Annotated in this window: 15 protein-coding genes and 3 tRNA genes; 16 read left to right on the top strand and 2 right to left on the bottom strand. The window is 52.6% G+C overall.

Translation table 11 applies throughout. The features are described 5' to 3' along the window. The first annotated feature begins 236 nt into the window (after window positions 1–236). The 15 genes from JJE36_00090 (at window position 237) to JJE36_00020 (ending at window position 14978) form a co-directional block, all read left to right on the top strand. Window positions 237–1424: a phosphoglycerate kinase gene (locus JJE36_00090; GenBank protein MBK5210717.1), complete on the top strand. Its 1188-nt coding sequence runs from the start codon at window positions 237–239 to the stop codon at window positions 1422–1424. A gap of 61 nt (window positions 1425–1485) precedes the next feature. After that, complete coding sequence (locus JJE36_00085) at window positions 1486–2256, top strand: triose-phosphate isomerase (GenBank protein ID MBK5210716.1); 771 nt, start codon at window positions 1486–1488, stop codon at window positions 2254–2256. A gap of 24 nt (window positions 2257–2280) precedes the next feature. Then, window positions 2281–3819, top strand: coding sequence for a 2,3-bisphosphoglycerate-independent phosphoglycerate mutase (locus JJE36_00080; protein MBK5210715.1), 1539 nt, complete (start codon window positions 2281–2283; stop codon window positions 3817–3819). Between the two features lie 64 nt (window positions 3820–3883). Beyond that, window positions 3884–4123, top strand: coding sequence for a preprotein translocase subunit SecG (secG, locus tag JJE36_00075; protein MBK5210714.1), 240 nt, complete (start codon window positions 3884–3886; stop codon window positions 4121–4123). A 112-nt stretch (window positions 4124–4235) separates the two neighbouring features. Then, entirely contained in the window at window positions 4236–5936 is a 1701-nt protein-coding gene (locus JJE36_00070) for a peptide ABC transporter substrate-binding protein (protein ID MBK5210713.1), read from the top strand. A gap of 79 nt (window positions 5937–6015) precedes the next feature. Further along, a complete protein-coding gene (locus tag JJE36_00065; protein MBK5210712.1) occupies window positions 6016–6987 on the top strand; it encodes an ABC transporter permease in 972 nt (323 codons plus the stop codon). A 3-nt stretch (window positions 6988–6990) separates the two neighbouring features. Beyond that, on the top strand, window positions 6991–8052 hold the full coding sequence (locus JJE36_00060) for an ABC transporter permease (GenBank protein ID MBK5210711.1): 1062 nt from the start codon (window positions 6991–6993) through the stop codon (window positions 8050–8052). A gap of 41 nt (window positions 8053–8093) precedes the next feature. Continuing rightward, window positions 8094–9074, top strand: a complete 981-nt coding sequence (locus JJE36_00055; GenBank protein ID MBK5210710.1) for an ABC transporter ATP-binding protein — start codon at window positions 8094–8096, stop codon at window positions 9072–9074. Then, window positions 9074–10111: a dipeptide ABC transporter ATP-binding protein gene (locus JJE36_00050; GenBank protein ID MBK5210709.1), complete on the top strand. Its 1038-nt coding sequence runs from the start codon at window positions 9074–9076 to the stop codon at window positions 10109–10111. The genes JJE36_00055 and JJE36_00050 overlap by 1 nt, the downstream gene beginning before the upstream one ends. Window positions 10112–10250: 139 nt before the next feature. Next, window positions 10251–10336 (top strand) — tRNA-Leu (locus tag JJE36_00045). Window positions 10337–10470: 134 nt separating this feature from the next. Further along, window positions 10471–11163, top strand: coding sequence for a radical SAM protein (locus JJE36_00040; protein MBK5210708.1), 693 nt, complete (start codon window positions 10471–10473; stop codon window positions 11161–11163). Then, a complete protein-coding gene (locus JJE36_00035) occupies window positions 11160–12440 on the top strand; it encodes a B12-binding domain-containing radical SAM protein (protein ID MBK5210707.1) in 1281 nt (426 codons plus the stop codon). The genes JJE36_00040 and JJE36_00035 overlap by 4 nt, the downstream gene beginning before the upstream one ends. 33 nt (window positions 12441–12473) lie before the next feature. Then, window positions 12474–13457, top strand: a complete 984-nt coding sequence (locus tag JJE36_00030; protein MBK5210706.1) for an EamA family transporter — start codon at window positions 12474–12476, stop codon at window positions 13455–13457. A gap of 56 nt (window positions 13458–13513) precedes the next feature. After that, window positions 13514–14206 carry a sulfite exporter TauE/SafE family protein gene (locus JJE36_00025; GenBank protein ID MBK5210705.1) on the top strand — a complete coding sequence of 231 codons (693 nt, stop codon included), beginning with the start codon at window positions 13514–13516 and terminating at the stop codon, window positions 14204–14206. A gap of 43 nt (window positions 14207–14249) precedes the next feature. After that, entirely contained in the window at window positions 14250–14978 is a 729-nt protein-coding gene (locus tag JJE36_00020) for an HAD-IA family hydrolase (protein ID MBK5210704.1), read from the top strand. Between the two features lie 37 nt (window positions 14979–15015). On the opposite strand, the gene JJE36_00015 is transcribed toward JJE36_00020, so the two are convergent. Then, window positions 15016–15089: transfer RNA gene (locus JJE36_00015), tRNA-Cys, on the bottom strand. Between the two features lie 83 nt (window positions 15090–15172). After that, a tRNA-Gly gene (locus JJE36_00010) sits at window positions 15173–15248 on the bottom strand. A gap of 274 nt (window positions 15249–15522) precedes the next feature. On the opposite strand from JJE36_00010, the gene raiA reads away from it, so the two are divergent. Beyond that, window positions 15523–16068: a ribosome-associated translation inhibitor RaiA gene (gene raiA / locus JJE36_00005; protein MBK5210703.1), complete on the top strand. Its 546-nt coding sequence runs from the start codon at window positions 15523–15525 to the stop codon at window positions 16066–16068. The last annotated feature ends 101 nt before the right edge of the window (window positions 16069–16169 follow it).

The following is a 16169-nucleotide window of genomic DNA, read 5'->3' as shown; positions in this document are numbered from 1 at the left end:
TTCGTCGACGCGTCGAAACGCATTCTTAAGAGTCTCTAAGAAGGAACTTTTCCTTACCTTAGAGGCTCTTTTTTGTGGTGGTATACCGATTCGAACGTGTCCGGTGTTCCAAGCGGCGTGACGAGGGGAACGCGTGGCGATACGCGCAAAGTCGTCCGAACGTCTGATCCCCAAACAGAGGCGTGGTTGAGTGCTAAAATGGAACGGTAAAAACCACGAGGGAAAGGCTTGCGTACATGTTCAATAAGCAGACCGTCAAAGACGTCGATGTGAAAGGCAAGCGCGTCTTGGTACGCGTCGATTTCAACGTGCCGCTTCAAGAAGGCTCCGTTTTGGACGACACGCGCATTCGCGCCGCGCTACCGACCTTGCGCTATCTCGTCGATCACGGTGCAAAAGTCATTGTAGTCAGCCATCTCGGTAGGCCGAAAGGCGAGCCGAATCCGAAGTATTCCCTTCGTCCCGTTCGCAGAAGTCTTGAGCGTCTCCTCGGACGCAATGTCGTCTTCGTCGAAGGAACGATCAATCAAAAAGCATTCGACGCCGTCGAGAGAATGGTCGACGGTGAAATCATCATGCTCGAAAACGTGCGTTTCCACGCCGGAGAGGAAAAAAACGATGTGGAATTCGCGCGAAAACTCAGTCAACTGGCCGATATCTATGTCAACGATGCATTCGGAGCCGCCCATCGAGCCCATGCGTCGACCGCCGGCGTCGCCGAGTATCTTCCCTCGTATGCGGGGCTTTTACTGGCTCGTGAGGTCCAGACTCTCTCTTCCATGCTGTCCGAACCCGAGAAACCGTTCGTTGCAATTTTGGGCGGCTCGAAAGTTTCGGATAAATTCGGCGTTATAGACAGGCTCATCGATGTCGTCGACGTTTTACTCATCGGAGGCGGGATGGCGTTTACTTTTCTTGCCGCGAAAGGCCTGGGAATCGGCACTTCGATTGTCGAAGAGGACTGGATCGAATCGGCGAAGATTACTCTGCAAAAGGCCAAGAAATCCGGTTGTGAACTCGTCCTGCCCATCGATTTCATAGTCGCCGACGCTTTCGCCGAAGATGCGAACACACGGGTCGTCGGCAGGGAAGAGATCCCCGACGATATGATGGGTCTCGATATCGGACCGGCGACATGCGAACTCTTCAAGTCGGAGATCGCCATGGCGAAAACAATATTTTGGAACGGACCGATGGGTGTTTTCGAGATGAAATCTTACGAGACCGGAACGCGCGAGGTAGCCGAAGCGGTTGCTCGTAACAATCGTGCGGTCTCAGTCATCGGCGGCGGCGATTCCGTCGCAGCAGTCAAGAAATTCCACTTGGAAGATCGTGTGACGTTCGTGTCGACCGGCGGCGGCGCATCGATGAAATTGCTCGAGGGCGCCCCACTGCCGGGAGTCGAAGCACTTCTCGATGCATAGGTTGCAGTGATGAAACGAGTTGAACGTGCCGATAGGTTTTACATGAGTAAGGAGCGTTGTCATGTCTCGAAAGCCGATGGTTGCAGGTAACTGGAAAATGCACAAAACGGCTGGTGAAGCCGTGGTTTTGGTCCAAAAACTCGAGTTTATCGCGGAGGACCATGAGAATAAAGTCGAGGTCGTCGTTGCGCCTCCGTTCACTGCGCTGCACAGCGTATCGAACGTAATCGAGTTCGATAGGGTTCCCATCGGACTTTCTGCGCAAGATATGTTTTGGGAAGACGAGGGTGCCTATACCGGCGAGATTTCTCCGCGTATGCTCGAGGATCTTCGCGTCGACTATGTCATAGTGGGGCACTCCGAGCGTCGTGAATTTTTCAACGAGACCGATACGATTGTCAACCGTAAGCTCAAAGCGGTTTTCGAACACGGGATGACGGCCATTCTCTGCTGCGGCGAAACGCTTGCACTCCGCGAGGAAGGTAAGACCGTCGACGTCATCAGTGCCCAAATCGCTGAAGCCGTCCAAGGTCTTTCTCCGGTGCACGCGCATAAACTCATCGTCGCATATGAACCGATTTGGGCGATTGGAACCGGACGCACTGCGACACCGGAAATGGCACAAGAAGTGTGCGCCGCCATCAGATCGGTAATCGCTCATGAATTCAACCAGGCTATTGCCGATGATGTCCGTGTGCTTTACGGAGGGTCGGTCAAGCCGGAAAACGCCGCATTCTTTTTTGCCGAAAACGACATCGACGGTGCACTGGTCGGAGGCGCATCGCTTACGGTGGATGCGTTCAGTGAGATTATCAAAGCGGCGGCAAGATAATCGATGACTAGGGATACAAGTGAAATGGAATTGAAACACGGGAGCACCGCTCCCGTCTGTCTGATCATCATGGACGGGCTCGCCTACGGCGTCAAGACGACGCACGAATCGGGCAATGCAGTGGCGAAGGCGCATACCCCCGTGCTCGATGCTTTGGTTAAGACTTGGCCTCATTCACAGCTCGAGGCCTCGGGATCGGCCGTCGGTCTCCCGCAAGGCCAAATGGGGAACTCCGAGGTGGGGCATCTCAATATCGGCGCCGGTAGAGTGGTCTACCAAGAACTCACGCGGATCGACAAAGCAATCGAGGATGGTTCGTTCTTCAAAAACGAAGTCCTCGTATGCGCGATAGAAGCCGCTGTAGAAAGAGGGAAAACCGTTCATTTCATGGGATTGCTCTCCGATGGAGGAGTGCATTCGAGCGACAAGCACCTGTATGCACTACTCGAACTCGCAAAATCGCTCTCCGCCCGAGACGTCGCAATCCATTGTTTCATGGACGGGCGGGATACCGCGCCGCAAAGCGGAAAGGGATATCTTCGAGATCTCGAAGATCATATCGATGAAATCGGCGTTGGAAAGATTGCGACGGTTATCGGACGCTACTACGCAATGGATCGCGATAAGCGTTTCGATCGCGTGGAACGGGCGTATAATGCCCTCGTTCTCGGTGAAGGAGTCTACGGAACCGATGCGCTCTCTGCCATCGAGGAATCCTATCGCGACGGCATTTACGATGAGTTCGTCGAGCCCACCGTGCTGGCCGAAAACCCGATTGCCGACGGCGACACGGTCATCTTCTTCAATTTCAGGTCAGATCGGGCCCGTGAGATTACAAGGGCGTTCGTCGATTCCGATTTCGATGGGTTCATCCGAGAAAAAACCGTCGAGACGACTTTTGTGTGTCTCACTCAGTACGATCCGACCATTTCGGCGCTCGTCGCTTTTCCCAAGGAAGAGCTTCCGGATGTCTTGGCGGATGTGCTGGCTGCGCACGGTTTGCGCCAACTGCATATTGCGGAGACCGAAAAATATGCGCACGTTACGTTCTTTTTCAACGGGGGAGTCGAGCCTCAAAAGGACAATGAAGAGAGAGTTCTCGTCGCCAGCCCGAAAGTTGCGACTTATGACATGCAACCGGAGATGAGTGCGGCCGAGGTGGGCGATGATTTAGTCAAAGCGATCAATGCTCGCGAAGCGGATTTTTATGTCGTCAACTTTGCGAATGGAGACATGGTCGGGCACACGGGAGATTTCGACGCGGCTGTGGCGGCGATTGAGACGGTCGACACGCAAGTCGGACGCGTCGTCGAAGCGATGCTGAACGTTTGCGGCGCATCTCTGATAACGGCGGATCACGGGAACTGTGAGCACATGCTTTACGACGGCGGGACCTCGCCTTGTACGGCACACACGTGCAATCCCGTCCCCTTCATCGCGGTCGGCGCGCATGCAGCAATGGTGAAAAACGGCGTGCTGAGCGACATCGCTCCGACGATACTTTTTCTTTTGAAAATACCTGCTCCTTCAGCGTGGACGGGAAAGAACTTGGTGGTATACTGATACGGATATTATTGAAGTGAACGAAATATGAAATTACTGTGAGAGTTATAAAAGGAGATTTAACGTGAGTCCACTACTCATCATCACGACAATCGTATGGGCACTTTCTGCAATCGCCCTCATCGTTTTAGTCTTGGTCCATTCAGGCAAGGGAACAGGTCTCTCCGAGACATTCGGCGGAGGAATGCAGACTTCTGTCGGCACGGGAATCATTGAGAAGAATCTCGACCGCATCACCATTGCATCAGCGGTCGTATTCATAGCGTCGCTTATCGTTTTCATGCTCATCTGGCCGAAACGCTGAAGCTTTGAGCTGATAAGCGAATCAAAGTTGTGAAAAACCGGCAAGGGGCTGGTTTAACTAAAAAGCCGCTTCAATAGAAGCGACTCGGTGAGTTGGAAGAAGGGAGGCAATTGTGCGTAAGAGAAATGTATTTTTAATTCTTGCGGTTGCAGTTGTCATGGTCTTTTCTCTCGCGGGGTGCGGGGAAAAGGCTACCACCGGTAGCACGAGCGGTAGCGCTACCACAACACCCGTAAAGGGTGGCACTATGTCGTTCTATATCGGCGAACCGGCATACATAGATTCTTATAACTGCCAAGAGACCGAAGGTATGCAGGTCGTTCAAGCTATCTCTGACAGCTTGATCACCGTTGACAGTTTGGATTCGAGCAAGCTTTTGCCTGCTGCTGCATCTTCATGGAGCAAAAACGCAGATGCTACCGTTTGGACATTCAAGTTGAATCCAAAGGATAAGTTCTCCGACGGTACGACTGTCACCGCCAAGGACTTCATCTATTCTTGGAACCGTATCGCCAACCCCAGCGCCAAGAACACTCTGACGGGAAAATCGGACCCTTCGGTTATTTCCTATCACCTCGGTTTCATCCAGGGTTATGATGCCGTTCAGTCAGGAAAGTCGACGGAGCTTTCAGGCCTCAAGGCTGTAGATGACTACACTTTGCAGGTAACTCTTTCTCAGTCGTTTGCTGACTTCGCCTATGTCGTTACGCATCCTTCCCTCGGACCTACACCACAAAAGGCCGTCGAGAATGGCGTGACGTATAACGGCAAGAATGTCGCCTTCGGCGATATGCCCGTCGGAAACGGTCCGTTCAAGATGGCGGAGCCATGGAAGCATGATCAGTACATCAAGACCGTTCGTAATGATACCTATTACGGCACCGCACCTTATCTCGATGGTGTAGATTTCAATATCTTCAAAGATCCCGAGACCGCATACACCGAGTTCGAAGCCGGAAACCTCGACTTCACACAAATCGGCGCGGGCAAGATTAAAGACGCCGAGTCCAAGTACGGTACTTCGAAGAACGGTTATACCGCGAACCCGAATGCACAAGTATTGCTCGGAGGGGAGACCTCGGTTTATTATCTCTTGATGAACAACGAGAACAAGTATTTCAAGAATGAGAATCTCCGCAAGGCGATTACTCTCGCAATCAACCGTCAGGCGATTTGCGATATCGTATTCGAGGGTACTCGTGAGCCCGCAGACGGCATCGTTCCTCCGGGAATCGCCGGCTATGAAAAGGACACGTGGACGGATTCCAAGTACGATATCGCTGCTGCAAAGCAAGCTCTCATCGACGCGGGATATCCCGGCGGAAAAGGCCTTCCCACGGTGAGGCTTTCGTTTAACAGCGACGGCGGTCACGAGAAGGTCATGGAGCTCATCCAAGCTGACTTGAAGGCGATCGGAATCAATACCACGTTCGATTCAGCTGATTTCCCGACCTATCTCAAGCAGCTCGACGCCAAGAACTATGACCTCGGCCGTCTCGGCTGGGTTGCGGACTATCCGATTGAGTACAACTTCCTCTATCCTGTCTTCAACTCCAAGTCAGGCGACAACAAGGCTTACTACAAGAACACATCCGTCGACACGGCGATTTCAGATGCCGAGAAAATTACCGACGATGCCGCTCGTTTGACTAAGCTTCAAGCTATTAACAAGACGATCGGTGCAGCCAATCCGGTTGCGCCTATCATGTTCTACAGGCATCATCATGTAGCTTCTGCGCGTCTCAACGACTTTACGTTCGACGCTATGTATTTGGGCAACTTCAGCAAGGTCTGGATTACCCCAGGCAAGTAGTTGTCCCTGTTGCGAGCATAAGGGGGTGGCGCACGTAGGCGCGCCGCCCCCTTATGTGGCCTTAAAGGATTATTCTTTCATGCTCAAATATATTATTAAGAGGATTTTGCAGTTTATTCCGGTGTTTTTCGGGGTAACACTGATTCTCTTTTTGGTTGCAAACTATATGCCCGGATCCGACCCGGTTCAAATGAAAGTCGGAGAAAAGCACGTAACGCCGGAGCTGCGCAAGCAAATCGAACAAGACTACGGCCTCAACAGGCCGTGGTACATTCAATACGGCGACTATCTCGTTAAATTGACCAAAGGTGATTTGGGCGTTTCGATCTCAACGGGCCGCGAAGTCTCAGATATAATATTGGAAAAATACCCCTTCACTTTGAATCTCGCACTTGTTGCAATCGCCATTGAGATAGTGATCGGTATATGTGCCGGTGTCATATCGGCGCTCAAGCAGAGAACCTTTCTCGATATATTAGTAACGCTGGCTACGTCGATATCCGTATCGCTGCCGGTGTTTTGGCTCGGTTTGCTTTTGCAGTACTTCTTCGGAATTTACCTCAAACAGCAAACAGGCGGTGCGTTTTATCTACCTATATCCGGTGCCTCGGGAGCTCTTCCCACATGGGAATACTACATTCTTCCCGGAATCACTCTGGCGGCGGTCTCCACTGCCTATGGTGCTCGCATCATGCGAAGTCAGCTCATTGAAGTCATGGGGATGGATTATATCCGCACCGCCAAGGCGAAGGGCCTGAGCGGACGACAAATTCTTTTTCACCACGAAATGAAAAACGCGCTCATTCCCGTCGTCACCTTCATCGGCCTCGACTTCGGGGCGATGCTTGCCGGCGCCGTGCTCACCGAGACGGTTTTCAACTGGCCGGGAATCGGCTTTACGGTTTATCGGGCTATCATGGCTCGAGATTTTCAGGTGGTCATCGGCTGTGTGACAGTAATCCTGTTCGCCGTCATGATTATCAATCTACTTGTCGATATCAGCTATGCATTCCTTGATCCAAGGATTCGTTTCGGTGGATCGGAGGAATAATTTATGGATAACGAAATACACGATAAATCAAATAGGGACGAGAGCGAAATCAAGCATGAGTATCGTGCCCAAAAGGAACAGTCGAGCATAAGTCAATCCAATATTGAGAAAAACGGCCCGTCGGGGAATCGTATTTCTCAAGGCAACTCCGATTCGCCCCGTGAGCTTCTCGATGCTTCGATCGATCGCAAAACCCGTACTTTATGGGGGGATGCTTTTAGAAGGCTCTCGAAAAATAAGTTGGCGATGTTTTCGCTGATTTGGATTATCGTCGTTGCCCTCGCAGCGATTGCCGCAAAGCTCTGGGTGCCGAAATTATTCGGAGACCCGACGATAATCAATACCCAGCTTGCGATGACCCATCGTTTCGCCTCACCGAGCTTCGCGCACTGGTTCGGTACCGATGACATGGGCCGAGATATATTCGGACGGGTCATTTACGGTGCACGCGTATCTTTGACCGTCGGTATATTCGCGACGTTGATCTCTCTTTCAATAGGTGTTTTCCTCGGAGCGATTTCAGGGTTTTACGGCAAAGCCGTCGATGCGATTATTATGAGAATCACCGATATCTTCCTCGCGTTTCCGTATATATTGTTTGCAATTTTGGTCATGTCGGTGCTTCCCAGCCAATATAAGGGAGTGCCGGTGGTAATTGCGGTCATCGGTTTGCTCGGCTGGTCGACTTTTGCGCGACTTTTCAGAAGTTCGGTACTTTCGGTGAAAGAAAACGACTATGTCGCTGCCGGGCGCGCGCTCGGCGCATCGAACGCACGCTTGATGTTCAAGCATATTTTGCCGAACGCCATCGCGCCTGCCGTCGTCTATGCGACCATGGGTGTCGGCGGTGCGATTCTGACGGAATCGGCACTTTCCTTTTTAGGGATAGGCATTCAACCGCCGACCGTTTCATGGGGTCGCATGATTGATGACGGTCGTATGAATTTGACCGATCATCCGGCAATGGTTTTATTCCCCGGGCTTGCGATTTTGCTTACCGTGCTTGCATTCACCCTCCTGGGCGACGGTGTCAGAGATGCCCTCGATGTAAAGATGGAGGATTAGCAGCCGTGAGCGAAAAGTTGTTACAAGTCGATGACCTGAAAATGTATTTTCATACACGTGACGGCGTGGTAAAGGCCGTCAACGGTGTGTCGTATGAACTCGATGGAAACCAGACGATTGGTATCGTCGGGGAATCCGGTTCCGGTAAATCGGTGACTGCCATGACGATCATGCGTCTCATATCGATGCCTCCCGGAAAAATCGAGGGGGGAACGGTCACATTCAAAGGGCAGAATTTGCTCGAGCTTCCCGAAAAAAAGATGCGCGATATTCGCGGCAATGAAATAGCTATGATATTTCAAGACCCCATGACTTCGCTCAACCCGGTATATCGCGTCGGTCGCCAGCTCTCCGAGCCGTTGCGCATTCACAAAGGCGTCGGGAAAAAAGAAGCAATCGAACGCTCGATCGAGCTTCTGCGCCTTGTCGGCATACCGAACCCGGAACAGCGGGTGAAGGATTATCCTCACCAGTTTTCAGGCGGTATGCGTCAGCGTGTCATGATTGCCATGGCGCTGACCTGCGACCCTGATATTTTGATTGCCGATGAACCCACGACCGCCCTCGATGTCACCATCCAAGCACAGATAATCGAGCTCATGCAGGCCGTCCAAAAACGAACCGGCAGTGCGATTATCATGATTACCCACGACCTCGGTGTCGTAGCGGATATGGCCGATAACGTTCTCGTCATGTACGCCGGCCGTCCGGTTGAGTACGGTACGACGGAAGAAGTTTTCCACCAGCCGTCGCATCCTTACACGTGGGGCTTGATGGGCTCTTTGCCGCGCGCCGACATGACGGAGAAATCCTCGCTTAAACCGATTGACGGCATGCCCCCGAGTCTCATCGATCTGCCTGCCGGATGCACGTTCCATCCTCGTTGTCCCTATGCGAAGGAAATTTGCAAGACGAAAGTTCCCGAAACGAAGTCGATCAGCGGCTTGCATACGGCTTCCTGCCATTTTGCGGGAGAAGCCGGCTTTTCGCGTGAGGAAAAGGAAAAGGAGTTGAACCGATAATGTCAGATTTACTCGAAGTAACTGATCTTGTGAAATATTTCAAGGTCGACGGCTCTTCTTTTTCCGGGCAAAAACAGACGGTCAAAGCCGTCGACGGGGTTACGTTCTCCGTTCAAAAAAGCAAGACACTCGGTCTCGTCGGTGAGTCGGGGTGCGGGAAATCGACCACCGGACGCACTTTTATGCGTCTCCTCGAGCCGACATCGGGTTCGGTCGCGTTCGAGGGCCGCGATGTGCTGAAAATGAATCGCAAAGAACTCAAAGCGTTTCGCCGAGAAGTTCAAATCATCTTCCAGGATCCGTATGCTTCTCTCAATCCGCGATTCACCGTCGGTGAAATCGTCGAAGAACCGCTCATCATCCATAAAATCGGAACGAAGAAAGAGCGCAAAGCTCATGTGAAAGAGCTTTTGGAAATCGTCGGCCTCAACCCGGAGCACATTAATCGCTATTCACATGAGTTTTCCGGCGGGCAACGCCAGCGCATCGGTATTGCACGAGCGCTCGCGCTCGAGCCGAAACTCATCGTGTGCGATGAGCCGGTATCGGCGCTCGACGTGTCGATTCAGGCGCAAATCCTCAACTTACTCGAAGATCTTCAAAACAGATACGGTATAGCCTATCTGTTTATCGCCCATGATTTGTCGGTTGTGCAGCATATTTCCGACGATGTCGCGGTCATGTATCTGGGCCGTATCGTTGAGAAAAGTAGCTGGCGCGATTTGTATGAATCGCCCAACCATCCGTACACTCAGTCGCTCTTATCGGCGGTCCCGATTCCTGATCCCGATATCCAGACATCGCGTGAACGTATTTTGCTTGTGGGTGATCCTCCTTCGCCCATCGATCCTCCGAGCGGGTGTCATTTCCATACGCGTTGTCCCATTGCGCAAGAAATTTGCTCGCAAGAGTCTCCCGAGCTAAAAGAAGTGACGCCGGGTCATCTGTGCGCCTGTCATTTCGCCAAGCCGTATCCGATTCCCGCCGAAATCGCCGCTCAAACCATTGCGACTCCAGGCGAATTTCATCCCGAATAAAACATGAAGATTGTGAGTGCTCCTCGATATTGCGGGGGGCACTCATTTTTTTTGTTGCACTACTTGAAACCGGAGTGATTCTTCGGTAAACTAGCGTTCGCTGTCTTGAGACGAATCGACTATCTCGAACAGGCGAAACGTCGGAGTGGCGGAACGGCAGACGCGCTAGCTTGAGGGGCTAGTGCCCGCAAGGGTGTGAGGGTTCAAATCCCTTCTCCGACACCACATAACCATTGATCGCAAGCCGTTTAAGCTTGCGATTTTTTGTGTCGTGAGCCGTGCCGAGTCTGCATGCTAGACTATATTCATGTCGTTTTTCATGTCGTTTTCGTGCGGGAAATTTCCGACTGAGGAGAATCATGTTCCGGTTTGCAGGTATACAGCTCGGTTCGGGCGGAATCGCCCCCTGCTTGAACTGTGGTGCCGCCGAAAAAGAACCGTATTCCACCGCATCCGTTCTGGCGAAATCGTCGCACCTCTCAAAAGACTGTTCTTTGCAAGGATTTCAGGGTGTCATGTTCGACGGATTCGAGCCGTTCGAGCATCGCGGTCTTGTCGAAATAATCACTGAAAGCGCGAATTCGTCGTTTGAACGCATCGGTATTCAAACCGATGGAGGTGCACTGAGTTCTTCGGACAACACGCGGGGCAGTATCGCGGCGGGAGTGCGTGTATTCGAGGTTGTACTTACGGGAGGCGATGCACGCTCACACGACGAGCGCACCGGTATACACGGTCTTTTCGATGCCGTCGTTCTCGGTGTGGAAAATATCACCGCCGTATCTCTTCAGCTCGGCGTGTCCGCCACAGTCGTCGGCATCGCCGCGGTCTGCTCGCACAATATCACCGAACTCCCTTTGATCGTCGGGGCGTTTTGCCGCATCGGAGTCGATGCGATTCGCGTCGAAATTCGCAGCGGGGGACAAGTTCCTCAGGCTCTTGCGAAACAAGCATATGAGATAGCCACTCCGGCAGGCGTCGCGCTGTTCGGCGACGGAATGACACGTCTGAACGGCGTGCGCCTCTACTCGGTTGTCGAGGTCGGTGCATGAGAGCCTTGGAGAAGGAGAGAATCGTCGTCGCTTTGGTGGGCGTCAGCGAACCCGGCTATACGTCGCAGGCCAACGCTTATCTGAGGGAGGCGCTCAAAAGCGATTCGCGTTTGCCCGAGATTTGGGTGACCACGCTCGACTTCGAAATCTCGTTCGATCCGTGGTGGATGGTGTATCGCATCCTCGAACTCGACCCGGTGCCTGATTTTGTGTGTTTTTCGGTATATTGTTGGAACGCAGAGGCGATATTTACCGTCTCGCGCATTCTCTCGTCGATAAATCCCGTCATTTCACTCGTTGTCGGAGGCCCGGAGGTCGGTCCGACCCCGGGCGAGACGCTTGCGAGGCATGGCGAAATTTTCGCGGTCGTTGAAGGCGAAGGTGAACGAACTCTTCCTGAGATCATGCTTTCATTCGCTCGCGGAGGAGACCCCTTCGGTATCGACGGCGTCAGCGTCAACGATAACGGGCGCGTGAAAGTCGGTCCGCCCGCAAAACCGATTGCCGATCTCGACTCGGTGGCATCGCCTTATACCGATGCTCATCCTCCGGCAACCGACGGGTCGGCGTATTTGGAGTCCTTTCGCGGTTGTCCTCACCGATGCGCGTATTGTTTCGAGGCGAAAGGCTCGACCCGCATAAGATCGCATAGTTGGAAGCGTATCGAACGTGACGTCGCCCGGATGGCGTCGACGCCGGGAATGACCGCCTTTTCTTTCATAGATTCGGTGTTCAACCTGACGTCCGATCGCCTGAAGAAGCTCGCAGACATTATGGAGCCGTGGGCGAAGCGCGGTATCCGTTTGCATACCATCGAGGTCGACATCGAGGCGATCGACGAGAGCCAAGCAAAAGACCTCAAGCGCGCGGGAGTCGCAAGCGTCGAGACGGGGCCGCAGACGACGGGCTGTAAGGCGTTGCGCGCCTGTAGTCGCACACTTGATAAAGAAAAGTATTTGCGTGGCGTAGCGGCGTGCAGAAAGGCGGGGATAACGGTCGAGGCCGATCTTATCATCGGACTTCCCGGAGATACCGTTGAAGATGTCTTGGATTCCCTGCGATTCGTGCTTTCGGCCGATCCCGGCACATTGCAGATTTCGACCCTGCGCGTTTTGCCGGGCACTCCGCTGTGGGATGAGGCCGACGATCTCGGTGTCGTTTTCGATCACGAGACTCCCCACGAAGTCGTTGCTACCGAGACGCTGGGTTTTGCGGAGCTCCGCCAGCTGGAAGTATTCGGTGTCGCACTTCAAAAGCTGTATCGATCGAAAAAGTAGAAACGCTTCTTATGAAAGGATTCGGGCAGAAGTTTGCAATCTCTCGGTCAGAAAAAGTCAAATAACCGGCGCGGCTATTTTTTTGCGGTCATCGCCGCGCTCGGATGGTCTACCGGAGGTCTCATTTCCCATTGGCTCATGACGTCCCCCGGCCCTGCGACGAAAAACTGGGTGATTTCACCGCTCGGGTACACAATCACACCGACGGTGCTTTCAGGCTCGCGTGCTTTGTCGGCGACGCTTATTTTGGGGCTCATACTCATCATCGGTTCTCGAAAGACGTTTCGCTTGCCGCAGGGAGCGAAATCGTTGGTTTTTTTGGTCCCCTTCGGAGCGTTGGCTCTTGCCGGAATGCACTTCACGTACTTTAAGGCGATTTCACTGAGTAACGTGACGACGGCGATATTGCTCGAATATCTCGCACCTATTTTCACCTTGGCATTCGGCGTGTTGGTTTATAAACACAAACCGACAGGGCAGATGCTTGCCGGAGTGTTTCTTGCGATTTTGGGGTGTGCCGTGGTGGTCGGAGCCTTTAACGGAGGAGGACTCCTCATCACGCCGAAGGCTTTGTTCTGGGGTCTGGCAGCAGCGGTGTTTTTCGCGTTTTACTCGATTATGGGAGGCGTGGGCAGCGAGCGTTTCGACTCCCTCACGCTGTTATTCTATGGTCTTTTTTTCGCGGCTCTCATGTGGTTGGTCGTCTTGGGTCCGAAAGCGGTGATGGCACCTTTTAAAAATCCGCACGAGGCGACGGCCATCATCATCATGGCGTGTGTGTCGACGATAATACCTTTCGGTGCATACTTGATATCGCTCAAATACATATCGCCGACGCATGCCTCGATCACCGCCATGCTCGAACCGGTGACGGCAGGCATCCTTTCGTGGGCTTTGTTCGGCGATAAGATAACATGGTCTCTTGCCGTCGGCGGAGCGGTGATTGTTTTCGCCATCGTGTTGATTCAACTATCCGATGCGAATAAGGAGACGAAAGAGTTTCCCTTTCAAGACTAGTCGTCAAGGGCATTCCGGTTCGAGAGTGATTCGAGAGCAATAAAGGGGTTGGTACAGTGAGTACGACATTATTTGTGACGGCATTTTTCGGCGGTCTTCTTTCGTTCTTTTCCCCCTGTGTACTTCCGTTGATTCCCGCCTACCTGACCTTCCTCACAGGTCTTTCCACGGAGGAACTCCAAGAAAAACCGCCCCTTTCAAAAACCGTGGTGCCGGCACTGCTGTTCATTGCGGGGTTCAGCGTGATTTTCATCGCGCTCGGAGCGAGCGCCTCGGTTTTGGGGAGCATTCTCAAACAGCACCAGAAGACCATCACCGTCGCAGGCGGCATTCTGGTGATTATCTTCGGTATCCTCATGACCGATTTTGTAAAAATTCCGGCACTTTACGGCGAAGCACGATTCGATATGGGAAAGACGAAAGTCTTCGGTCGATATTCTGCCTTTTTTACCGGATTGGCGTTCGGTGCCGGCTGGACTCCGTGCATCGGACCGATTTTGGCGACCATTCTGACTCTTGCCGCGAGCAGTGCTTCGGTCGCGTCGGGAACGCTTCTCTTGGTGGTGTATTCGGTCGGTCTCGGACTGCCGTTCTTGGCGGTTGCCTTATTGTTCGGTTTTTTCGCTCCGTATCTGAAATTCATGTCAGTTCACTCGATGGCCATAAAGCGTGTGGCCGGGGTGATTCTGATTATTTTCGGATTTCTCATAGCTACGGGGCTTTTCACGAGTTTGGCCCAATATATATGAGCGTGCTATTTTGGCGCGCCCGATCAAAAGATTGGATAACTAAATGACGGGTATATCGGCGATTTTCTTTGATGCAGGCAACACGCTTCTTTATCCCTATCCTTCCGTCGGTGCAACGATGGCACGAGTATGCCAGAGCCACGGGATTGAAAAAACCGCGCAGGATTTCGATGAGCATATGGTGTCGTTTGCCGATTATTATGCACAGGCATATGAGAACGACGAATCCTTTTGGTCGGAGCACGACAGGCAGCAGCGCATGTGGATTGACGGTTATAGTTTGATATTGAGGCGTGCCGGCATCGAATCAGACATCGAGCAGCTGGTAAATGATATCTATAATGCATTCGACGATGCGCAGGCGTGGCGTCTTTTCGAGGGAGTGGAAAGTACGTTCGCCGAGTTGAAGGAGCGAGGGTACCGAATCGGTATCATTTCGAACTGGGGCAGGGGGCTGAACGAGCTTCTCGAGGGGCTGGGGCTCGGTGCCTACATCGATTCCGTCACGGCATCCGCCGGAGTCGGCATGCACAAACCGGAGCCCGATATTTTCCGTCATGCGCTTTCCTCGCTGTCCGTTTCAGCGGACAACGCCCTACATGTCGGCGATCACCCCATTGCAGATGTCGCCGGTTGCCGTGCGGTCGGAATGCATCCCGTGCTTATCGAACACTCCTCTCACACGATGTTGGACCCGACGGCGCAAAGAGAGACGAGCGGCGTACCGCGGATAGCTTCCATCCCGGAAATTTTATCGCTCTTAAGTAGATAAAAAAACTCCCTTTTGAAGGGAGTTTTTCTCAATATCTTGGAGGCGATGCCCGGATTCGAACCGGGGATAAAGGCTTTGCAGGCCTCTGCCTTACCACTTGGCCACATCGCCGAACACGTGAAGTCGGGCAAAGCCCTTAAAGAAAATCGACGTGCCGCCGAGGAGCCGCACGGACGATTTTTAAAAAGATTCAATGGAGCGGAAGACGGGATTCGAACCCGCGACCCCCACCTTGGCAAGGTGGTGCTCTACCAACTGAGCCACTTCCGCGCGAGGGATTATGTTACCGAAGATAGAGGGCATACGCAAGTCTTTGCACACAATATTTTCAGTTTTGACAGATGGGCGGGAGGGTATTCGGCGCAGGGGAAGCTTAATTATGTGCAGAGGGCGAAACTTGTGCAAAAAGGGGGAAATAAGTGTGATTTTCATTTTGTAAGCGGTATCCTTTCATTGTAGACGCGTTGATGGAATCGTCGAATTGCGAGGTGGCACTTTCCACCGACCGTTTTATTCGTCCATTGCTTCATGAAGGGAGTTTTTCATGCAGGTCAACATTTCTGGTCGTCACATGACCGTCTCTCCACCGATTAAGGCGTATATCGAGGAAAAGATATCCAAGGTTTCACGTGCAGTCGGAAGCGATGAGCTCAGCATCGAAATCGTCTTGAGCCATGACAGAAATCCTTCGATTCCCAATCAAAACCATGTCGAAATAACCGGAAGCCTCCGCGATTACAAATTGCGCGTCGAAGAGGCTGCGCCCGATATGCATGCCGCGGTCGATTCGGCGACCGACCGTTTCGAACGGCAAACGCGCAAGTATAAGACGCGCATGCTTTCTCGTAGGCAAAAAGGCGAGGAGATATTTCGTAGCGCCCCAGGCGACACCGAAGCCGAACTCGGACCGCTCGGAGAAATCGTGCGATCGAAACAGTTCAAGAATTTGCGTTTGAGCGAGGACGAAGCGATTTTACATATGGAGATGTTGGGACACGACTTCTTCATGTTCATACTCGATGCCACCGGTGAGAGTGCCGTCGTGTATAAGCGCGAGGCCGGCGATTTCGGGCTTTTGCGTATGGAGTGATTCGTGCCTATAAGTGACATTTATTTCCAAATCTTAACGGTAGGTTAATCAACCGTCAACATATGTGTAAGAGACCGGAGAAAACGTACGTTTTCTCCGGT

The organism is Coriobacteriia bacterium (assembly GCA_016649875.1).
GTDB lineage: Bacteria > Actinomycetota > Coriobacteriia > WRKU01 > JAENWW01 > JAENWW01.
The sequence above is the reverse complement of the archived record's forward strand: the minus strand, read 5'-3'. Positions and strand labels throughout refer to the sequence as shown.